Here is a 19,643-nt window from a genome sequence, read left to right on the forward strand (position 1 = left end):
GATTTGAGAAACGGCGCCTATTGGGCGCCGTTTTTTAGTTTCACGATGATGTAGGACACGTCTTCGGTGACGTCGGGGTCTTCGAAACGATAGGGCAGGGTCGCGGTCCGAACCTCGGGCGTGCCGAGAACCCGCTCAGAGAGGCCATATTTCTCGATGAGAGCGCTGACGCGCTTTGGTTCATCCGTGTTCACGACCACGAAACAGGGTAGCCCGTCCGGCACTTCGGGGTTTGCAAGCGTCGAAGGGGTGATCCAGTCGGGACGGTGGAATTTCAGGTTGCCAAGGAAATAATAGCCCATCGCATCGAACGCGACGGGGGCTTCGGTGCCGCATTGTGTTTCGATTTCGTCCGCTAGGAGATCAACGCGCAGGGAATCCGATCCCGCACCACGGAGCCGAATATCGGCCATGGCGGCGATCAGGAGGATGGCGAGCAGGGCGCAGAACCGCAGGACATTGCGCGCCGCACGCGGAGAGATCGCAGTGCCAGCGCGAAGCATAAGCCCGATGGAGAGCGGCATGAGGGCCGGAAGAAGCCAGCGGGCCTGCACGTCGCTACTGCCGGAGACGATGACGCCAGCCAGTGACAGCAAAAGGCCAAATGCGCCCGCAATCATGAGCCACGCACCGATGCCCAGATCATCGGAGACGCTTTTGAGCGCGCGGCGGGCGGGTAGCCAAGCGAACAGGGCCGTCAGGAGGGGCAGAAGCATCGCCACGCCGCCTTGCGTGAAGAACTCGCTGATGCCCTGAGCGCGAGGCGACAGGGAGGATTTGTGCGACGTGTGGTAGAACTTGCTGGTGGAGGCGAGCGCCTCATCGATGTGAGACAGCACCCATGCATAGGGGAGTGCCACCAGAACGGCCGCAATGGCGAGGGTAATCGCGAGTTCCCGGCGCCACAGGGCGGCGCGCATCTGTGGATGGAGGAATGTGGCAAAGAACAGCGAGACGGGGAAAAGCCAGAAGTTGTATTTTGCCAATCCGCCCGCGCCGAGGATGAGGCCGAGCGCGATCCAATGCCAAAACTGCGGCGCTTTCCAAAGGCGCATCAGGACATAGAGGCACCACGCCATCGCAGCATACATCGCAATGGAATGCGACCCGGCCCGTTGTCCTTCCCATGACAGGTTCGGCAACAGCAAAAGCCCCATCGTGCCCAAGAGCGACAGTCGGACGGGCAGTTTCTGCCGCAGCCCGAGATAGACGCCCGCATAGGTCAGGCAAAGCAAAGCGTTCTTCGTGACGGTCAGCGCAAAGGTGTTGAAGCCGAAGAGATGGAAAGAGGCGGCCTGAAGCCAGTTGTAGAGGGGCAGCTGTGGCCCGTAGCCAAGGCGAAAGTCGCGGGCCAGAGCCATCATCTCTGCCTCGTCCACTTCGAACGATCCGCCGAGCACCGTGCGCACGAGGGTCTGGATCGCGAAGTAGCCGAAAATCACGCTTAGAAAGAGGCGGTCCTGCGTTACCTCCGGCTTACTCGCGCTGTTGCCATGTCCTGCGGTCTTCACTGGGTTTGTCCGAAACGATAATAGACCCGAAGCGAGGCATCGCTGTGGTTCGCCGGGAGGTCTATGGTTTCGCGTGGAGCGTAGGTCGCGCTGTCCGCGCCGCTCCAGCCGACAAATTGGGCACGTTTGATCAGGTCTTCGTCATAGCGGCTGACGATCAGGACATGGGGTGTCTCTATGCCGCGCATCGCCGTCGGAAGTGTCGAGGCGATGTCCCACTCCCAATCTGGCCGCAGCAAAGCGAGGTTGCCGCCAAGGTAGAAGCCGCTGACGACCACCGTATCAGAAGGCAGGTCCATGGCTTCGATTGCCTGCGCCAGACCTTCGAAGTCGTAATCGCGGCGCGCACCATCCTTGTAGCGGTCATGCGCTAGTCCCGCGAAGATACCGACGGCGAGCAGGGCCACTGAGCAATTGAAAGCGATGACCGCCTTGCGGCTCACGCGGTTCGCGAGCGCCATGTAGATCGCGATGACGAGGGGAATGACGATGGGCAGCAGCCAGCGTGTGGTGACATTGCCCGCGCCGGACATCCAAACGACGGCCAGTCCGACACCCATGCTCAAAATCGCGATGCGGAGCAGCAGCGGCACGAGCCAAGGGGCAGAGGTTTCAGGCCGCGGCGCTTTGCGCGAGAAAAGATGCATGAGGCCCGCGACGATCATCGGCAGCAGCAACAGTGCGACAAGGCCGCCGAGATATTCGATGACCCCTTGGGGGATAAGCTCGGTCGGGCCGCGATCCAGTTTGAACTTATGCGCCGAGGCCATCGCGAGGCGGGCATTTTCCTGCATCCAAACATACGGACCGACGCAGAAAATCACCGCGATCACGGGCACGATCAGGGCACGGCGGCTGCGCATCGCCTGACGCGTTTCGGGGAAGGTCAACGCCACCAGAAACAGCGCGATGGGAATGGACCAGTAGTTGTACTTGGAAATCCCGCCGATCCCGACCGCAAGGCCGAGCAGGATCCAGTCCCGCCAGCGCCCGGTGCGGACCACCCAGAGGAAGGCGGCAAACGTGCCGGAAATGGCGGCAAGCATGGCATTGGAATGGGTGGTGATCCGTTCTGCCTCCCAAGCGATGTCGGGGATCAGGAACATCGACAGTGTCGCGACAGCGGCCTGTTTGGCGGGGAGCCATGCGCGAAGCCCGACGAAGAGCAGGGCGAAGGTCGCCCAGAGCATGACATGTTTGAGCAATGTGATGCCGAAAAGCGTTTTGCCGAACACCGCGAAGACGCCCACTTGCAGCCAGTTGTAGAACGGAAGCTGCGGGCCGTAGCCCCATTGCAAACCGGGCGTCATCATCAGCATCTCGCCGTCATCGCCTTCAAGCCCGCCGCCCATCAATAGGCGTTGGACAATCTGTAGGATGTAGTAGCCGGTGATCGCGAGGAAAAAGTATCGGGTGATGCGGGCATCGGAGCCGGCATCAGATGAGCCGGGCTGTCCGGGAATGGCCTGTGTCATCGCATGCTCTGCCTGAGAATTTGGTTAGGGCTATGCTATCTGGTGACACAGGCCGGGTCCATGCCGTTATGCGGGGACCGGGGGCATGTTTTTTGCCTTCTCGACCGCCGGACGTGCGTAGAAGCGTGCAACATATGCCGGTACGTTTTTCAGATCGTGATAGCTCAAGACTTCAAGCGCGCCGTAGAAGGCGAGGCCGTTGAGCCAAGGAGCAATCGCCATGTCGGCGATGGAATAGTCGCCCATGATCCAGTCGCGCCCTTCCAGACGTTGTTCCAGCACGTTCAGCAGGCGTTTGGATTCGTTGATGTAACGCTCGCGCGGGGTCGGATCTTCCATTTTCGCGCCAGCGAATTTGTAGAAGAACCCAAGCTGGCCGAACATTGGGCCGAGGCCCCCCATTTGGAACATCAGCCATTGGATCGTTTCATAACGGGTTTTCGGGTCTTTCGAGAGGAACTTCCCGGATTTCTCGGCGAGATAGATCAGGATCGCGCCGGATTCGAACAGTTCGATCTGCGACCCGTCTGGGCCATTCGGATCGATGATCGCGGGGATCTTGTTGTTTGGGTTGAGGCTCAGGAATTCGGGGCTTTTCACATCGGCATCTGCGAGCGTGACAAGATGCGCCTCATAGTCGATGCCCATCTCTTCGAGGGCGACAGAGATTTTGACGCCATTGGGGGTCGGGTAGGAATAGAGTTGCAGCTTTTCAGGGGACTGGGCGGGCCAGCGTGCGGTGATCGGGTGGTCGAGAACAGCCATAACATATCCATGCGTTGAGGGATTGAATTGCCTCAAACCTATGTCGTTCGGCTCGGAAAAAAACCATTTCGCATGTGCGGCATTGTGGTAAGCAATGTGCATGCGCCACGGGTCGCGGGCTGTGGTATCATTTGGGACAGAAGTGGAACATAGAAATGCTTAAAGAATTCAAGGCGTTTATCGCCAAGGGCAATGTCATGGACATGGCCGTGGGTATCATCGTCGGCGCGGCCTTCACCGCCATCGTCAAATCCATGGTCGCCGACCTGATCAACCCGATCATCGGGATTTTCACCGGTGGTCTCGACTTCACCAACCGGTTCTTGGTCATCTCGGGCGATGTCGCTCCGGGCACCTCCTTGGAAGCGGCGCGCGAAGCGGGGGCTTCCATCTTTGCCTATGGCGCCTTCATCATGGCCGTGATCAACTTCCTGATCATCGCAGCCGTTGTCTTTATGCTCGTCAAATTCGTGAACAAGGTGAAAGACGCAGCCGAGAAGGAAGAAGAGGCTGCTCCGGCACCGGAGGAACCGAAAGGTCCGAGCGAGCTCGATGTGCTGCTCGAAATTCGCGACGCTCTGAAGAAGTAAGCTCAGAGATTGTTAAGGCCCGCTGCCGGGAGACAGCGGGCCTTTCTGCGGTGCAGGGCACCACAGGGGACACATTTATATTACGGTCCGGCGGGCGATTTCCGACGCGCTTGTCCCCGAAAAGAAATCATGGAAGATTGTCGCGCTCATGAAGCTCTGGCCGGGAGAAAGCACTGCGATGATCAAGCTTGACGAAACAGACCGCCGCATCCTGCGCATTCTTCAACGTCGTGGCCGGATTTCGAATGCGGATCTGGCGCAAGAAGCGAATGTGTCGAGCTCTGCCTGTCACCGCCGCGTACAGCGGCTTGAGGCGGAAGGCATCATCAAAGATTACGTCGCCCTGCTTGACCCGCGCGCCCTTGATCGGCGCACCACGGTGTTCGTCGATGTCACACTGAGCAGTCAGGCCGATGACATTCTCGCCGCCTTCGAGAAGGCGGTGAAGAACATGCCGGACGTTCTCGAATGTCATCTGATGGCCGGGAAAGCGGATTACATCCTCAAGGTGGTGGCCGCTGATACCGATCATTTCGCCGAGGTGCACCGTCAATTGGTGCGTCTGCCCGGGGTGCAGACCATGCAGTCGTCGTTTGCCATGCGCACCGTCTTCAAGACCACGGCTTTGCCTGTTTGAGCCGGTCACGCGTACGAGATTTGGAGAATTTGTCTGACCCATGGTAAGCCTGAAGCAAGCCGCGTTTGGGAGGAGGCGGTGACTATGCGCACAAGTCACAGTGAACACATCATTTCCACGGTCGAATCGGGCTCTGTCGGCACGCGTCTGACGGCCAGTTGGCGGCGCTCTTTGCAAAAGCATGGGCTTGATCCGGGACGCAATCCGGGGCCGCGCCGGTTTACCGAGGCCGAGGTTGCGGAACGCCGCGCGCGGCTTGAAGGTTTCATGGGGCTCGCCGCGCCGAAACTCGATCAACTGTTCCAGATGGTCGGCAATACCGGCTGTTCCGTTCTGATGACGGATCGCGATGGTGTGGTGTTGGATCAGCGCTCGAAAGACGGGGATGCAGAGACGTTCAAGGCTTGGGGGCTTTGGACGGGGGCCGATTGGTCGGAAGAGGCCGAAGGCACCAACGGGATCGGCACCTGTCTCACCGAGGCGCGCGCCCTGATCATTCATCGCGACGAACACTTCATGAGTCGCAACACGGTGATGTCCTGCATGGATGCGCCGATCTTTGGCCCGGACGGCGAATTGATCGCGGCGCTTGATGTCTCGTCCTGCCGTGCCGATCAGACCGAGGCCTATGCCCGTCTGATCGCAGGCGTCGTGACGCAAACCGCGAAACAGATCGAGACCGAAGCCTTCCGTGCCGCTTTCCCCAAAGCTCGGATCATTGCCGCACCGGAAGAGCGCCCCGAAGGGGCGGTGCTTTTGGCCGTCGATCAGGACGATCTCATCATCGGCGCGACCCGTGCGGCGCGCAAAGCCTATGGGCTGGGCTTCGAGGCGCAGATCGCGCCGCGCCCGGCCTCCGACATTCTTGGACGTGACGATTCCGCCTCCGCTCTGGAGCGCGCCGAACGGGCCGCGCTCAAACGTGCGATTGCACGGGCCGGAGGGAATCTGTCGGCGGCGGCGCGGGAGCTCGGGATCGGGCGGGCGACGCTCTATCGCCGGATGAAACGCCTTGGCCTCGGGGAGAATGGTGCAAACTGATCGGAACCTGTCTCAGAGGTGAGACATTTCCGCGCTGCGGCGTCTGTGGGCGGGGATTGCTCAACAGTTAAGGTAGCGTTCACACTCCTTCTCATATCGTGACGTGGAGGACGTCACGCAGAACTGAGGAGGAACTCAATGAACGTTCAGGCAGAGGCAAGCGCACAGTACGCTTCCCCTTTCAAATCCCGCTATGACAACTTCATCGGCGGCAAGTTCACCCCGCCTGTGAATGGCAAATACTTCGACAACACGACCCCGATCACGGGTGAGAAAGTCTGTGAAGTCGCCCGCTCCGATGCCGCTGATGTCGAATTGGCTCTCGACGCCGCCCATGCCGCGAAAGACGCATGGGGTGCGACCAGCCCGGCAGAGCGTGCCAACATCCTGCTGAAAATTGCGGACCGTATCGACGAAAATCTTGAGATCATCGCTACGGCGGAGACCTGGGACAACGGCAAACCGATCCGTGAAACCATGGCCGCTGACATTCCGCTGTCTGCCGACCACTTCCGCTACTTCGCGGGTGTGCTGCGCAGCCAGGAGGGCACGATGTCCGAGATCGATGCGGATACGGTGGCCTATCACTACCACGAGCCGCTCGGCGTCGTGGGCCAGATCATCCCGTGGAACTTCTCCATCCTGATGGCGGCATGGAAGCTTGCTCCGGCGCTCGCGGCGGGCAACTGTATCGTGCTGAAACCGGCGGAACAGACCCCGGCTGCGATCATGGTGATGATGGAACTGATCGCTGACCTGCTTCCGGCAGGCACGCTTAACATCGTCAACGGCTACGGTGCCGAAGTGGGCGCTCCGCTTGCACGCTCGTCGCGCATCGCGAAGATCGCTTTCACCGGCTCGACCCAAACCGGCCGCATGATCATGCAATACGCCACCGAGAACCTCATTCCGGTGACGTTGGAACTTGGTGGTAAATCGCCGAACATCTTCTTCTCCGACGTAATGCGAGAAGATGACGCCTTCCTCGATAAGGCCGTCGAAGGTTTCGTGCTCTTTGCCTTCAACCAAGGCGAGGTCTGCACCTGCCCGTCCCGCGCGCTCATTCAGGAAGACATCTACGACGAGTTCATCGAGCGTTGTATCGCCCGCGTGAAAGCGATCAAACAGGGCGACCCGCGCGACATCAATACCATGGTCGGCGCTCAGGCCAGTTCCGAGCAGCAGGAAAAAATCCTGTCCTATCTGACCATCGGTCGCGAAGAAGGCGCCGAAGTTCTGGTGGGGGGCGATGCGGCCCGTTTCGACGGTGAGCTGTCTGGTGGCTACTATGTCCAGCCGACGATCCTCAAAGGCCACAACAAAATGCGTGTGTTCCAAGAGGAAATCTTCGGCCCGGTTGTCTCTGTCACGACCTTCAAGGACGAAGAAGAAGCGCTGCATATCGCCAATGACACCATGTACGGCCTCGGCGCCGGTGTGTGGTCGCGCGATATGAACACCTGCTACCGCTTCGGTCGCCACATTCAGGCCGGTCGTGTTTGGGTGAACAACTACCACGCCTACCCGGCCCACGCTGCCTTTGGCGGCTACAAACAGTCGGGCATCGGTCGCGAGACCCACAAGATGATGCTCGATCACTACCAGCAGACCAAAAACATGCTGGTTTCCTACAACCCGAATAAGCTTGGTTTCTTCTAAGCTTACCCCTCGCGGGGCACGCGCGTGTACCTCCTCCCCCCCTTTGGGTCCGCGTGTGCCCCGCACTTTCATCCTTGAAATGAGACCGCAGAGAAGATGCGCCCTCTGTCCTGCCACGAAGGCGAGTGCGTAGGCTCTCTTTGAAAACGGGAGATGTATTATGGCCATTGAACGCGTTGTTGCGACCGATGCTGCCCTTGATCTCCTGTCTGAGATCATCGAAGAACATGGCCCCGTCGTGTTCGTGCAATCCGGCGGCTGCTGTGACGGCTCCGCGCCGATGTGTTTGCGGCAGGGCGATTATCTCATCGGTTCGCGCGACATCAAACTCGGCGAGATTGCCGGGGCGGAGGTCTGGATTTCCCCCTCTCTTTTTGAAATTTGGAAGCACAGCCAGCTGATCCTTGATGCAGGGCAGGGGCATGGCGCGGGCTTTTCCTTGGACACTGGGCGTGGGCGCTGTTTCCTGTCGAAAGCGCGGGTGTTCACCGATGAGGAATGGGCTGAGCTTGAGGCCTCTGAGGTCTGACCCTGACGGGCCATTCGCCTTTCTCCTCGCGTTAACCTTAATCTGATTAACCTTAACGCCCCATCGAAAACGCTCGTCGATGGGCCATTCGGACCCGTCTTCGGCGAAAAACCTCAAAGAATAGGCCGGATCGAGTGGTTCGGCTCGCGCGTGCCTGTAGACTCTGGCGTTCAAACCCGCTAAACGACGCTATCTTGCGCCTAGGTTTGGCGCCATAACGGATTTTTCCCCTGATGCTGACGCCTCTTTCTGACGCCCTCGCTGAGCGCGGGTTCGACACTTTGACCGACGTGCAAACCGCCGTCACCGCCCCCGAGCTTGCGGAGGCGGATCTTTTGGTGTCGGCCCAGACGGGCTCGGGCAAAACCGTGGGCTTTGGTCTCGCGATTGCGCCGACGCTTTTGGGAGAGGCTGAGCGTTTCGAACATGCCGGCAGCCCGCTGGCTCTCGTCGTTGCCCCGACCCGCGAACTTGCGATGCAGGTCGCGCGTGAGCTGGGTTGGCTCTACGGCAAGACGGGCGCACGGATTTCGACCTGTATCGGCGGTATGGACGCGCGCGATGAGCGTCGGAGCCTTGAGCGCGGTGCGCATATCGTTGTCGGTACGCCGGGGCGTTTGCGCGATCACATCACGCGGGGCGCGTTGGACCTCTCTGAGATCCGCGCCATTGTGCTCGACGAGGCGGATGAGATGCTTGATCTCGGCTTCCGCGAAGATCTCGAATTCATGCTCGGCGAAGCGCCGGAAGAGCGTCGCACGCTTCTGTTCTCGGCCACGGTGTCCAAATCCATCGCCGAGATTGCCAAGACGTATCAAAATGATGCCGTGCGCGTCACGACCATCAGCGACCGCGAACAGCACAGCGACATCACCTATCAGGTGGTGCAATGTGCGCCGCGCGATGCTGAGCACGCGATCATCAACCTGCTGCGCTATCACGACAGCCAGACCTCGATCGTTTTCGCCAACACCCGCGCCGCCGTGGCCCGTTTGACCGCTCGTTTTGCCAACCGCGGCTTTGCCGTGGTGAGCCTGTCGGGTGAGCTGTCGCAGGATGAGCGCAGCCATGCGCTGCAGGCGCTGCGGGACGGGCGTGCGCGCGTCTGTGTGGCCACCGATGTGGCTGCGCGCGGCATCGACCTGCCGAACCTTGAGCTTGTGATCCATGCGGATTTGCCGACGAATACCGAAGGCTTGTTGCACCGCTCTGGCCGGACCGGGCGTGCCGGGCGCAAAGGCATTTCGGCCCTGATCGCGCCGGATAACATCTCGAAAAAAGCCTCGCGACTTCTGCGTTGGGCGAAGATCGAGGCGGAATGGATTCATGCGCCGACGGCGGAAGAAATCCTCGCCCTCGATGAAAGCCGCCTGATTGAGGACTCGTCTTGGGAGCGCGAACTTTCCGAGGAGGATCAAGCCTTTGCGGCGAAGCTTCTTGAGAAGTTCTCTGCCGAGCAAGTCGCGGCCGCCTGTCTGCGTCTTTACCGGGCTGGCCTCTCCGCGCCGGAGGAATTGAACGTCCATACCGCGAAACGTCCGCAAGACGTGCGTGCGGCTTTCGGGCCGTCGAAATGGGTGTCCTTGTCGGTCGGTCGCGATGGCAATGCGGAACCGCGTTGGCTGTTGCCGCTGCTGTGCCGGGCCGGAAATCTTGAGAAAACTCAAATCGGTAAAATCCGTATGCAGGACACGGAGACCTTCGTGGAACTGCAGGAAGCTGCTGTTTCTGGCTTCCTCGACCGTCTTGGGGCGGGCGGTGAGCTTGAAGACGGGATCAAAGTCACGGCGCTCGATAAGGAGCCGGAAATGCAAGGCGGTCGGCGCAGCCCGGCCGGGCGCCCGCATAAAGCCTTCCCGTCCAAAGACAAACCGCGCTTTGACAAGCCGCGCGGCAATGGCTCTGCAGAAGAGTATCTGAGCGAGCGTGCACCGCGTGAGCGCAAGCCGAAGTTCGACAAGCCCAAATACGATAAGCCGAAGTTTGAAAAGCCTGCGCGCAAGGAGCGGGACGATGCCGTCCATGCCCCCGCGAAACCGAAAAAGCCGCATCGCAAAGGTGGCAGCTTTGGTGCGGAAAAGGGCGCTGATAAGCCGTCGGCAAAGCGTCGGCAAAACGTCGGACATGCGTCGGGCACATCGTCGGATGGGCCGAAACCAGCCGGTCGATATGCGGGCAAGCCGAAATCGGGTTCTGAGACTTGGTCGAAGGGCAAGGGGACTGGCAAACCTTCTGGTGCGCCGAAAGGCAAAACCGCCAAGCCGAAGGGCAAAGCCAAACCGCAACGTAAGGGCGGTGACGCCCTGCCGCGCCGCCGGGGCTAATCGCCCCGGGTCGGCTCGATCAGTATGTAAGCGGGCCTGATTTTCAGTCAGAACAGAAGACAAAAACAAACCCCCGGAGCGTAGAGCTGCCGGGGGTTGTATTCTTTTAATGTCTCACATCACACGAAGTGTTCCGCAAGACCGTTCGAAGCGTCGAACTTGCTCTCTTAGAGCATACCCTCGCGCTGAGCTTTTTTACGAGCCAGCTTGCGGGCACGGCGGATGGCCTCGGCCTTCTCGCGCGCTTTCTTCACGGACGGCTTCTCGAAATGTTGCTTGAGCTTCATTTCACGGAAAACGCCTTCACGTTGAAGTTTTTTCTTCAGAGCACGGAGTGCCTGATCGACGTTGTTATCACGAACGCTAACCTGCATGTGGTGTCACCACCTTCCTAAGTTAGATTTGCAAAATTTGCAGGAGGTGGCCGTATAGCAAAGACACTCTAGCTTGTCTACTATGCCGGTGGGCCCGCCCGCTTCTAACAGAGGACAAAGACATGCCAGTGACCGCTTATCCTGATCCGACCCGTGAAAAATTGCTCGATGCAGCGCTGATCCATGTGGTTTTCGACGGTTGGGGGCCGGAAACCTTCAAGGCGGCTTTGGCTGATTCGGATGTGCCGGAGGCCTTGGCCAAGGTGGCCGCACCGCGCGGATCGGCCGATCTGGCGGTGGCGTATCACAAACGTGGCGACCGGGAGATGGTCGAGGCGCTGGCCCATGCCGATATGTCCGAGATGCGATTCCGCGACAAGATCGCCCATGCCATCTGGCTTCGGTTGCAGGCGGTGGACCGCGAGGTGGTGCGCCGGGGGATGTCGCTGTTCTCCCTGCCGCATCTTGCGCCCGAGGGGACGAAGCTTGTCTGGGAAACGGCGGATGCGATCTGGACGGCGCTCGGGGATACCTCCGAGGATGTGAACTGGTACAGCAAGCGCGCGACTTTGTCGGGCGTCTTCGCCTCTGTCGTCCTGTTCTGGCTTGGCGATGACAGCGAAGGTTTCGTAGATACGAAAGCCTTTATCGACCGTCGGATCGACGATGTGATGCAGATCGAGAAGGTCAAAGCGAGCGTGCGGGAGAACAAGGCGCTGTCCGCGATGTTTGCCCTGCCCAACGCGGTCCTCTCGATGGTGAAAGCCCCCGCCGGGGCGCGACGCGATGATGTTCCGGGGACACGGTCTGAGGCAACGCCCGAGGCGCAGGCCGACGGTTCGGAGGTGACGCAATGAGCGCCGTTGCGAGCCTGCCGGAGACCATGCGCGCCGTTGAGATTTCCGAGCCGGGTGGGCCCGATGTTCTGAAACTCTGCTCTCGTCCGCTGCCCAAACCGAAAGCCGACGAGATCGTGATCAAACTGGCCTATGCTGGGGTGAACCGTCCCGATGCGCTGCAACGCGCAGGGCTTTACAACCCGCCGCCCGGCGCCTCCGATCTACCCGGCCTTGAGGGCGCGGGCGAAGTAGTTGCCGTGGGCGCATCGGTGTCCGATTGGGTTGTGGGCGATGAGGTCTGCGCTCTGCTGCCCGGCGGCGGCTATGCGGAATATGTCGCAACGCCTGCGGCCCATGCGCTTCCGGTGCCGAAGGGGGTGTCTTTGAAAGAGGCGGCCTGTTTGCCGGAAACCTTTTTCACCGTCTGGTCGAACGTGTTCATGCGCGGGGGGCTGACGGCGGGGGAGCGTTTCCTTGTGCATGGCGGCTCCTCGGGGATTGGCACGACGGCGATCCAACTGGCGCGCAGCTTTGGCGCGCGGGTGTTCGCGACGGCGGGATCAGACGAGAAATGCAAAGCCTGCGAAGGGCTTGGGGCCGAGCGCGCGATCAACTACCGCACGGATGATTTCGTCGAGGTGGCGAAGGCCGAGGGCGGTATGAACCTCATTCTCGATATGGTCGGCGGCTCTTATATCCCTCGCAATATCAAAGCGCTCGCCATAGAAGGGCGGCTTGTGAATATCGCCTTTTTGCAAGGCTCCAAGGCGGAGGTGAACTTTGTCCAGATCATGATGCGGCGTCTGACCGTGACGGGATCGACGCTCCGCCCGCAATCCGATGAGGCCAAGGCGAAGATCGCCGAGGCGCTTTTGGCAAAGGTTTGGCCGCTGATTGAGGCGGGGCAGGTCGGTCCGGTGATGGACAGCACCTTCGCGTTGGAAGAGGCCGGGAAGGCCCATGCGCATATGGAAAGCGGCGCGCATATCGGCAAGATCGTCTTGGCGATTTGAGTATTTTGGCAGCAAAGGAGACGGGGCCCTGTTTCCTTTGCTGCTTCAAATACTCAGTCGATGGCCTCCAAAAGCGCATCGTCCAACGTGCAGTCCCGGATCGTGTCGGCCCCGCATTTGCGCGGTTCCAGATCGGGCGTCAGGCAGATGCGGACCTCCTGAATGCGCGAGGATTTGCAGGTCACGGTGATCTCATTGGGCTCCAGGCCGGGATTGGCCTGCAAAAAGGCCTTCTCGATGACCGAAGCGGGGAGTTTCACGTCTTTGTCGAGTTTGCGGAACACGTCCGGGCGGGTGATGCTGTTGTAGGCGTCGCGGGAGAGGGCGAGGAAGTCCTGCGAGGAGAGACCTGAGCAGCGGCCGTGTTTCTTCCATTGATACCAAGCCGCGCCGGAGGTGCCCATGATATCGGCCATCGCCGCCGTCTCGCGTTTCGAGGGATCATGGGCGGAGGTGTTGCAATAGGAGGGCCAGCCGGTCTCGTATTGCGGCCAGAGGCCATGAAGCACCCAGCCGAAGTTGCCATCGCATTGCGGAGAGTTGCGGGCCTCGCCTTCAAGGGCGCACCAGGTGGGGGACCAGGAGAGCGAGAGGACGTAATAATCGAAATCGCCCGCCGTTTCGCCCTCGGCGAATCCGGGAGTGGCGGTCAGTAAACCCAAGCAGGCAAGGGCGGTCACGATCCGTTGACGCATTTTCTCTTTCCTCTGATTGCGATCCGCACTATACAGCGGCCAAGTTCCCCGACAACGAGAACCATCCCCGACGGGGAAAGCCATTTCAGGCGACGGGAAAGTTGTATCCGGGGAGAGCCGCATTTTTAAGGAGTGTGACCCATGGCAAAACCGATTATGGCGAAAGCCACCGCCGTTTGGCTGGTCGATAACACCACGCTGAGCTTCAAACAGATCGCTGATTTCTGCGGTTTGCACGAGCTTGAGGTGCAGGGCATTGCTGACGGTGAGGTTGCTGGTGGCGTGCGCGGGTTCGATCCGATCGCCAACAACCAGCTGACCGCCGAAGAGATCAAATCGGCGGAAGAAAACCCGCTGCAGAAGCTGAAACTGAAGTTCAACGCAGCCGCTCAGGGCGAAGAGAAACGCCGTGGTCCGCGCTACACGCCGCTGTCCAAGCGTCAGGACCGTCCGAATTCGATCCTCTGGCTGGTGAAATTCCACCCGGAGCTGTCCGACGGCCAGATCGCGAAACTCGTGGGCACCACCAAGCCGACGATCCAGTCGATCCGCGAACGCACCCACTGGAACATCGCGAACATGCAGCCGATCGATCCGGTTGCTCTGGGCCTGTGTAAACAGTCCGAGCTGGATGCCGCCGTTCAGAAAGCCGCGAAAAATCGCGATGCCAACATGACTGACGACGAGCGCCGCAAGCTGCTGTCCACGGAAGATTCGCTGGAGATGGATGCGGAACCGAAGATCCCGACCGCAATCTCCGGCCTCGAAACCTTCTCGCTTTCGGGCGAGGACGAGGACGAAAAAGAAGCCGATCTGCCGGATGCCGACAGCTTTTTCAACCTGCCGGACAGCAAGGACGACGACGAGGACGAATAATCCTCGCGTTAGACGAAATGACAAAACCCGGGGCCAAGGCTCCGGGTTTTTGCGTTTTAGCGGTGGGTGAAACGGTCAGAGGCTTTTGCGGGCCGTCAGGGCGGCGGTGATCGTCCCGTCGTCGAGGTAATCCAATTCGCCCCCAACGGGCACGCCTTGGGCCAGAGAACTGACGGTGCAGCGCCCGGAAAGCTCATCGGCGATGTAATGCGCGGTGGTCTGGCCATCGACGGTGGCGCCGAGGGCAAGGATCACTTCGCGCACCTGTTCGTCGCTCACACGGGTGACAAGCGCCGGGATGCGCAGGTCTTCGGGGCCAACCCCATCGAGCGCAGACAGCGTGCCGCCCAGAACGTGATAGCGGCCTTTGAACACGCTCGCGCGTTCCATCGCCCAAAGATCAGAGACGTCTTCGACCACGCAAATCTCGCCATTGGCGCGGCGCTCGTCCGCGCAGATGTCACAGAGATCGCCGGTGCCGATATTGCCGCAACGCACGCATTCACGGGCATTGTCGGCGACTTGCTGCATGGATTGGGCAAGCGGCTGCATCAGCCGCCCGCGTTTCTTGATCAGATGCAGGACGGCACGGCGCGCGGACCGCGGCCCGAGGCCGGGCAGGCGCGCCATGAGATCAATAAGATCTTCGATGTCCTGTTGGCCGCTCATGACCCGTCTTAGAACGGCATCTTGAAGTCGGCAGGAAGGCCGAGGCCTTCGGTCAGAGCTTTCATTTCACTCTCTGCCTTGTCAGCGGCCTTCGCCTGCGCGTCTTTGATGGCGGCGAGGATCAAATCTTCGACGACTTCCTTTTCATCGGGTTGGAAGATCGACGGATCGATGTCGAGGCCGGTGAGCTGGCCTTTGGCGGTCGCCGTGGCTTTCACCAGACCCGCGCCGGATTCGCCGGTCACGGTCACGGTTTCGAGCTTTTCCTGAAGCTCGGCCATGTCCTTTTGCATTTGCTGCGCTTTTTTCATCATCCCGGCCATATCGCCGAGACCACCGAGGCCTTTGAACATCTGTTACTCCTGAATTTCTCTGGCCGGGCCGTTCATTCGTCGAACGGGTCCCATTCATCTTCAACTTCTTGCAGCGCATCGAGCGCGGCTTCCTGTGCGATCACCTCGGGGGTGCGCACCTTGGTAATTTCCGCACCGGGAAACAGTTCGAACACTTTGGCGACCATCGGGTGTTCCATGGCCTTGGCCCGAAGTGCGCGGTCTGCGGCCTCGTCCACTTCCCGGATGGTCTGCGTGCCGTCCGGCGCTTTGGCGATGGTCACGCCCCAGCGATGGCCCGTGAAGGCGTGAAGACGGCTTTGCAGACGCTGAGCGAGATCCGCAGGCGCGTCGCCCGCCGGTTCGAATTCGATAAAGCCGGGGCGGTAATTGGCGATCCGCACATGGGTTTCCATGTCGATCTTGAGCTTCATATCGCGGTGTTCGCCGACGAGATCGACGAGGGACTGAAAGCTGACATAACGGGACAGGGCCAGATCGGGCGCTTGCGCCGGGGCTGTAGCCGCCCCGGAGGACATCGTCGGCCCATGCACCGGGCCGCGTGGGGCCATGGTGCTGCCTTGAGCATTCACAGAGCCGCCCCCGGCAGGCGCGCCGCCGCCAGCCGGACCCGAAGGCGGGCGGGGCGGTGGGTTTTGTTCGGTGAGCTTGCGCACGAGGTCTTCGGGCATCGGCAGATCGGCGACATGCGTGAGCCGGATGATCGCCATTTCAGACGCCATCATGGCGTTGGGCGCAGCGGAAACTTCTTCGATCGCTTTCAAAAGCATCTGCCACATGCGCGAGAGAACCCGCATCGGCAGCTTGTCGGCCATGGCGAGGCCACGGGCGCGTTCGTCGGGGCCGATGGTCGGGTCGTCTGCGGCATTGGGGGTGATTTTGATCACGGAGACCCAATGGGTGATTTCGGCGAGATCACGCAGCACGGCGAGCGGGTCTGCCCCGTCGGCGTATTGCCCGCCCAGTTCCTCAAGCGCGCTGGCGGCGTCGCCGGACATGATCATGTCGAAGAGATCAAGCACACGGCCCCGGTCGGCGAGGCCCAGCATGGCGCGGACCTGATCGACGGTGGTCTCTCCTGCGCCATGGGAAATGGCCTGATCGAGAAGCGAGAGCGCATCGCGCACGGAGCCCTCGGCGGCGCGGGTGATGAGGGCGAGGGCGTCTTGGGCAACTTCAGAACCTTCCTTGCCCGCAATCGAGGCGAGGTGGTTCATCATCGCTTCCGGCTCGATCCGGCGGAGGTCAAAACGCTGACAACGCGACAGAACCGTCACCGGGACTTTGCGAATCTCGGTGGTGGCGAAGATGAATTTGACGTGTGAAGGCGGCTCTTCGAGGGTTTTGAGGAGCGCGTTGAACGCACTCGTCGAGAGCATGTGCACCTCGTCGATGATGTAGATTTTGTAGCGCGCCGACGCCGCACGGTAATGCACCGAGTCGATGATCTCGCGGATGTCGTTGACCCCGGTGCGCGAGGCGGCGTCCATCTCCATCACATCGACATGGCGGCCCTCGGAAATCGCGACGCAATGCTCGCAAACGCCGCAGGGTTCGGTCGTCGGCCCGCTGGTGCCGTCGGGGCCGATACAGTTCATGCCTTTGGCGATGATCCGCGCGGTGGTGGTTTTGCCGGTGCCGCGAATACCCGTCATGATGAAAGCCTGCGCGATGCGGTCGGCAGCGAAGGCGTTTTTGAGGGTGCGGACCATGGCGTCCTGACCGATCAGATCGGCAAAGGTTTCCGGGCGGTATTTGCGCGCCAGTACCTTGTAGCCGGTGTTGGTGTCGGTCATGCGAGGAGCCTCCTTGGTTGGCCGTTAAGGTAAGGGCGGGCGCGTCGCCCCGCAACCTCGATCTGTTGAGAAGGCTCGATCTATTAGCCTCTTATTTGGCTCGCGCGGAAACAAGGCCCTAGGCCGCCGCGCGATCACCTGCCCGTCCCGCGGGCTGGTGATTGGCTGGGGTTTGCGCGCAGTGCTGATCATGCCCGGAGTTGGCAAAGATAAATCGCGCAGAACAGTCCTCGGATCACCATCCCCCGGGCAGGCGATTGCTTGGCTTACTCCCCGCGTTTGGCGCTTTTGGCTTTCTTGACGGATTTGACCATCTTGGAGAACTTCCGGCCCCGCTCTCGCGATTCCGCGATGGTTTCCGAGTTGCGCGTGTCTTCGTCCACCAGTTTGCGCCAACGCTCCAAACGCTCAGTGTCCAGTTCGCCGCGCTCAACAGCGGCGCGCACGGCACAGCCGGGTTCGGTTCGGTGCTGGCAGTCGGAGAATTTACACTCGGTCGCGAGATCAGTGATGTCCTCGAACAGGGTGGCGATGCCCTCGGACGCATCATGCAGGGCGAGTTCGCGCATGCCCGGCGTGTCGATCAGCCAGCCGCCCGCGTGCATCCGGTGCATGGAGCGCGAGGTCGTTGTGTGGCGGCCCTTGGCGTCGTCTTCGCGAATGTCTCCGACCTCGATGTCCTCGCCCGTAAGGCCGCGCGCGATGGTGGATTTGCCCACACCCGACGAGCCGACCAGCGCGATGGTTTGTCCCGTGCCGCAATAACGCTCAAGACGGTCGATATCCTCGGGCGACTTGGCATTGATCAGCAGAACCTCGGCGCCCTCGTAGAGCGCCTTGGCGCGATCCTCATAGGTCTCGGCGGGCATGTCCTCGGGCTTGTCGGCCTTGGTGATGACGATCACAGGCGTGGCCTCTGCCTCAATGGCGATGGCGAGATAGCGTTCGAGGCGGGCTTCGTTGAAGTCCTGATTGCAGGAGGTGGTGATGAACAGCGTGTCGATATTGGCGGCGATGAGTTGCGCCTGCGCGGCGACGCCGGCGGCTTTGCGGGAGATCACCGTTTTGCGGTCCAGAACCCGGATGAGGCGTTCGCCATCGGTGAGGGCGAAATCTCCCACGGCCATGTCGGTCGCGACATGATCGCCGGTTAGAGCGATCTCCTGACGCTCCAGCGCAGGGGTGAGCGCCACGACGGAGCGACGGCGGACCTCGGAAAGGCGCACGGGGGTCAGGGTCTCGATTTCGCCGATATCGAGTTGGCCGTTGAAAAACTGGGACCAGCCCAGATCGGAAAGGGTCGGGTGCATCGCGCCACGCTGTCAGAAAGTTTTGCCTATATTGCCGGGCGACTGCACAAGAACAAGGGGCAAAGGCAATTGCCTGCGCCGCTGTTGCATCTTAGTGGGGAAAAGGGTGAGAGGCTGGACAACGACCCAAGCGGGGCTCGTTACGGCTGCTTCCTTCCGGACCTGACCGGGTTGGCGAGGCGCTCGCCCGCGCCAACCTCTCACGGCGTTACATAAGGGGGACAGTCCGGATTCGCAAGAGGGGGCAGTTCAATGGCCAAGCCGTGCGCGTTCTTCGCGCAGAAGGCCGGCGAGCAGGCGGAAATCATCGCTCCGGGCCGAGCTTTTGCGCCAGGCGAGCACGACTTCACGGGGGTTGGTCCCAAAGAGCGACGTCAGTTGGATGTCGGTGTTCCGCGTCACGCCCGCATCGATTGCAAGCTGAGGCAGGAGCGTTATGCCTAACCCTTCCTCCACCATGGCGACCAAAGTCGGCAGCGAGGTGGCGGCGAAAGTTTCGTCCTGTTTTGCGTGGCTTTCAGGGAAGGCCGAGAGTGCATGTCGCTGGAGGCAATGGCCGCGTTCGAGCAGGAGCAGCGTTTCGTCATCGAGATCCGGCCCGCCAATGGGGCGGTCTGAAATCAGCCGATGGCCCGGCGCGGTGGCGAGTTGATAGTCATCTTCGAACAGGCTTTCCATCTCCAGATCGCCGGTCTCAAACGGCAGCGCGATCAGGATCACATCGAGCCTCCCGGCGCGCAGTCCGGCGATCAGGTGTTCGGTCAACTCCTCGCGCATATAGAGCCGCAGGTCCGGGTAGCTGTCCCGTAGACGCGGTAAGAGGCGGGGGAAGAGGAAGGGGCCGACCGTCGGAATGGTACCAAGCTTCATCGTGCCGCGGAGCGCGCCGGACTGGCTTTGCACCAGTTCCACCATGTCCTGCGCTTCGGCCAGCATCACGCGGGCGCGGGCGGCGATTTCTTCGCCAAGCGGGGTCATCAACACAGAGCGCTTGGTGCGCTCGGCCACGGGGGCGCCAAGGATGTCTTCAAGCTCCTTGAGGCCGGTGGAGAGGGTCGATTGCGTGACGAAACACGTCTCGGCGGCGCGGCCGAAATGCAGCTCGTCCGCGAGGGCGGTGAGGAAGCGAAGCTGGCGCAGGGTGGGTAGGATCATTAATCGAATTCCTCAATTATTATGATCTTTTT

19 protein-coding genes and 1 other RNA gene are annotated in these 19,643 nt (G+C 60.8%); 9 read left to right on the plus strand and 11 right to left on the minus strand.

Annotation, left to right across the window (positions count from 1 at the left end; all coding sequences use genetic code 11):
* Positions 1-17 precede the first annotated feature (17 nt).
* From ACYBHZ_RS15150 to ACYBHZ_RS15160, 3 genes are all read right to left on the minus strand, one after another.
* Positions 18-1,511 carry an ArnT family glycosyltransferase gene (locus tag ACYBHZ_RS15150; RefSeq protein WP_460275116.1) on the minus strand — a complete coding sequence of 498 codons (1,494 nt, stop codon included), beginning with the start codon at positions 1,509-1,511 and terminating at the stop codon, positions 18-20.
* Positions 1,508-2,986 carry an ArnT family glycosyltransferase gene (locus ACYBHZ_RS15155; protein ID WP_460275117.1) on the minus strand — a complete coding sequence of 493 codons (1,479 nt, stop codon included), beginning with the start codon at positions 2,984-2,986 and terminating at the stop codon, positions 1,508-1,510. The genes ACYBHZ_RS15150 and ACYBHZ_RS15155 overlap by 4 nt, the downstream gene beginning before the upstream one ends.
* Before the next feature lie 66 nt (positions 2,987-3,052).
* The gene (locus ACYBHZ_RS15160) at positions 3,053-3,751 is read right to left on the minus strand and encodes a glutathione S-transferase N-terminal domain-containing protein (protein WP_460275118.1); all 699 of its coding nucleotides are present in this window, start codon (positions 3,749-3,751) and stop codon (positions 3,053-3,055) included.
* A 155-nt stretch (positions 3,752-3,906) separates the two neighbouring features.
* On the opposite strand from ACYBHZ_RS15160, the gene mscL reads away from it, so the two are divergent.
* From mscL to ACYBHZ_RS15190, 6 genes are all read left to right on the plus strand, one after another.
* Positions 3,907-4,341 (plus strand): large conductance mechanosensitive channel protein MscL, encoded by a 435-nt coding sequence (mscL, locus tag ACYBHZ_RS15165; RefSeq protein WP_460275119.1) that lies wholly within the window; start codon positions 3,907-3,909, stop codon positions 4,339-4,341.
* A 181-nt stretch (positions 4,342-4,522) separates the two neighbouring features.
* Entirely contained in the window at positions 4,523-4,978 is a 456-nt protein-coding gene (locus ACYBHZ_RS15170) for an Lrp/AsnC family transcriptional regulator (protein WP_460275224.1), read from the plus strand.
* Positions 4,979-5,062: 84 nt separating this feature from the next.
* On the plus strand, positions 5,063-6,019 hold the full coding sequence (locus tag ACYBHZ_RS15175) for a GAF domain-containing protein (protein ID WP_460275120.1): 957 nt from the start codon (positions 5,063-5,065) through the stop codon (positions 6,017-6,019).
* 138 nt (positions 6,020-6,157) lie between these two features.
* On the plus strand, positions 6,158-7,678 hold the full coding sequence (gene adh / locus ACYBHZ_RS15180) for an aldehyde dehydrogenase (RefSeq protein ID WP_460275121.1): 1,521 nt from the start codon (positions 6,158-6,160) through the stop codon (positions 7,676-7,678).
* 160 nt (positions 7,679-7,838) lie between these two features.
* On the plus strand, positions 7,839-8,207 hold the full coding sequence (locus ACYBHZ_RS15185) for a DUF779 domain-containing protein (RefSeq protein WP_460275122.1): 369 nt from the start codon (positions 7,839-7,841) through the stop codon (positions 8,205-8,207).
* 233 nt (positions 8,208-8,440) lie between these two features.
* Positions 8,441-10,531 carry a DEAD/DEAH box helicase gene (locus ACYBHZ_RS15190; protein WP_460275123.1) on the plus strand — a complete coding sequence of 697 codons (2,091 nt, stop codon included), beginning with the start codon at positions 8,441-8,443 and terminating at the stop codon, positions 10,529-10,531.
* 167 nt (positions 10,532-10,698) lie between these two features.
* Here ACYBHZ_RS15190 and rpsU read toward each other — a convergent pair whose 3' ends face one another.
* Positions 10,699-10,905, minus strand: coding sequence for a 30S ribosomal protein S21 (gene rpsU, locus ACYBHZ_RS15195; protein WP_066602373.1), 207 nt, complete (start codon positions 10,903-10,905; stop codon positions 10,699-10,701).
* A gap of 122 nt (positions 10,906-11,027) precedes the next feature.
* Between rpsU and ACYBHZ_RS15200 the strand changes: the two genes are divergently transcribed.
* Positions 11,028-11,762 carry a COQ9 family protein gene (locus tag ACYBHZ_RS15200; RefSeq protein ID WP_460275124.1) on the plus strand — a complete coding sequence of 245 codons (735 nt, stop codon included), beginning with the start codon at positions 11,028-11,030 and terminating at the stop codon, positions 11,760-11,762.
* Positions 11,763-11,776: 14 nt separating this feature from the next.
* A complete protein-coding gene (locus tag ACYBHZ_RS15205; protein WP_460275226.1) occupies positions 11,777-12,757 on the plus strand; it encodes an NAD(P)H-quinone oxidoreductase in 981 nt (326 codons plus the stop codon).
* A gap of 53 nt (positions 12,758-12,810) precedes the next feature.
* Here the strand turns inward: ACYBHZ_RS15205 and ACYBHZ_RS15210 are convergent, their stop codons facing one another.
* Positions 12,811-13,452: a ribonuclease T2 family protein gene (locus ACYBHZ_RS15210; protein ID WP_460275125.1), complete on the minus strand. Its 642-nt coding sequence runs from the start codon at positions 13,450-13,452 to the stop codon at positions 12,811-12,813.
* 141 nt (positions 13,453-13,593) lie between these two features.
* Between ACYBHZ_RS15210 and ACYBHZ_RS15215 the strand changes: the two genes are divergently transcribed.
* A complete protein-coding gene (locus ACYBHZ_RS15215) occupies positions 13,594-14,328 on the plus strand; it encodes a DUF1013 domain-containing protein (RefSeq protein WP_460275126.1) in 735 nt (244 codons plus the stop codon).
* Between the two features lie 75 nt (positions 14,329-14,403).
* Here ACYBHZ_RS15215 and recR read toward each other — a convergent pair whose 3' ends face one another.
* The 6 genes from recR to ACYBHZ_RS15245 all read right to left on the minus strand — a co-directional run bounded on the left by recR (position 14,404) and on the right by ACYBHZ_RS15245 (position 19,611).
* On the minus strand, positions 14,404-14,997 hold the full coding sequence (gene recR, locus ACYBHZ_RS15220; protein ID WP_460275127.1) for a recombination mediator RecR: 594 nt from the start codon (positions 14,995-14,997) through the stop codon (positions 14,404-14,406).
* 8 nt (positions 14,998-15,005) lie between these two features.
* Complete coding sequence (locus ACYBHZ_RS15225; RefSeq protein WP_460275128.1) at positions 15,006-15,350, minus strand: YbaB/EbfC family nucleoid-associated protein; 345 nt, start codon at positions 15,348-15,350, stop codon at positions 15,006-15,008.
* A 32-nt stretch (positions 15,351-15,382) separates the two neighbouring features.
* Positions 15,383-17,146: a DNA polymerase III subunit gamma/tau gene (locus ACYBHZ_RS15230; RefSeq protein ID WP_460275129.1), complete on the minus strand. Its 1,764-nt coding sequence runs from the start codon at positions 17,144-17,146 to the stop codon at positions 15,383-15,385.
* Between the two features lie 266 nt (positions 17,147-17,412).
* Positions 17,413-18,456: a ribosome small subunit-dependent GTPase A gene (gene rsgA / locus ACYBHZ_RS15235; RefSeq protein WP_460275130.1), complete on the minus strand. Its 1,044-nt coding sequence runs from the start codon at positions 18,454-18,456 to the stop codon at positions 17,413-17,415.
* Between the two features lie 105 nt (positions 18,457-18,561).
* Positions 18,562-18,658, minus strand: an RNA gene (gene ffs, locus ACYBHZ_RS15240) — signal recognition particle sRNA small type.
* Between the two features lie 47 nt (positions 18,659-18,705).
* Positions 18,706-19,611: a LysR substrate-binding domain-containing protein gene (locus ACYBHZ_RS15245; protein ID WP_460275131.1), complete on the minus strand. Its 906-nt coding sequence runs from the start codon at positions 19,609-19,611 to the stop codon at positions 18,706-18,708.
* Between the last annotated feature and the right edge of the window lie 32 nt (positions 19,612-19,643).

This window comes from Celeribacter sp. ULVN23_4, from assembly GCF_054788345.1.

Bases quoted from the DNA above. Each gene is read 5' to 3' on its own strand.
- ACYBHZ_RS15230 (WP_460275129.1), bottom strand. From the start codon at position 17,146: ATGACCGACACCAACACCGGCTACAAGGTACTGGCGCGCAAATACCGC.
- ACYBHZ_RS15190 (WP_460275123.1), top strand. From the start codon at position 8,441: ATGCTGACGCCTCTTTCTGACGCCCTCGCTGAGCGCGGGTTCGACACT.
- rsgA (WP_460275130.1), bottom strand. From the start codon at position 18,456: ATGCACCCGACCCTTTCCGATCTGGGCTGGTCCCAGTTTTTCAACGGC.
- ACYBHZ_RS15155 (WP_460275117.1), bottom strand. From the start codon at position 2,986: ATGACACAGGCCATTCCCGGACAGCCCGGCTCATCTGATGCCGGCTCC.
- ACYBHZ_RS15215 (WP_460275126.1), top strand. From the start codon at position 13,594: ATGGCAAAACCGATTATGGCGAAAGCCACCGCCGTTTGGCTGGTCGAT.
- rpsU (WP_066602373.1), bottom strand. From the start codon at position 10,905: ATGCAGGTTAGCGTTCGTGATAACAACGTCGATCAGGCACTCCGTGCT.
- ACYBHZ_RS15210 (WP_460275125.1), bottom strand. From the start codon at position 13,452: ATGCGTCAACGGATCGTGACCGCCCTTGCCTGCTTGGGTTTACTGACC.
- mscL (WP_460275119.1), top strand. From the start codon at position 3,907: ATGCTTAAAGAATTCAAGGCGTTTATCGCCAAGGGCAATGTCATGGAC.
- ACYBHZ_RS15175 (WP_460275120.1), top strand. From the start codon at position 5,063: ATGCGCACAAGTCACAGTGAACACATCATTTCCACGGTCGAATCGGGC.
- adh (WP_460275121.1), top strand. From the start codon at position 6,158: ATGAACGTTCAGGCAGAGGCAAGCGCACAGTACGCTTCCCCTTTCAAA.
- recR (WP_460275127.1), bottom strand. From the start codon at position 14,997: ATGAGCGGCCAACAGGACATCGAAGATCTTATTGATCTCATGGCGCGC.
- ACYBHZ_RS15245 (WP_460275131.1), bottom strand. From the start codon at position 19,611: ATGATCCTACCCACCCTGCGCCAGCTTCGCTTCCTCACCGCCCTCGCG.
- ACYBHZ_RS15200 (WP_460275124.1), top strand. From the start codon at position 11,028: ATGCCAGTGACCGCTTATCCTGATCCGACCCGTGAAAAATTGCTCGAT.
- ACYBHZ_RS15185 (WP_460275122.1), top strand. From the start codon at position 7,839: ATGGCCATTGAACGCGTTGTTGCGACCGATGCTGCCCTTGATCTCCTG.
- ACYBHZ_RS15160 (WP_460275118.1), bottom strand. From the start codon at position 3,751: ATGGCTGTTCTCGACCACCCGATCACCGCACGCTGGCCCGCCCAGTCC.
- ACYBHZ_RS15225 (WP_460275128.1), bottom strand. From the start codon at position 15,350: ATGTTCAAAGGCCTCGGTGGTCTCGGCGATATGGCCGGGATGATGAAA.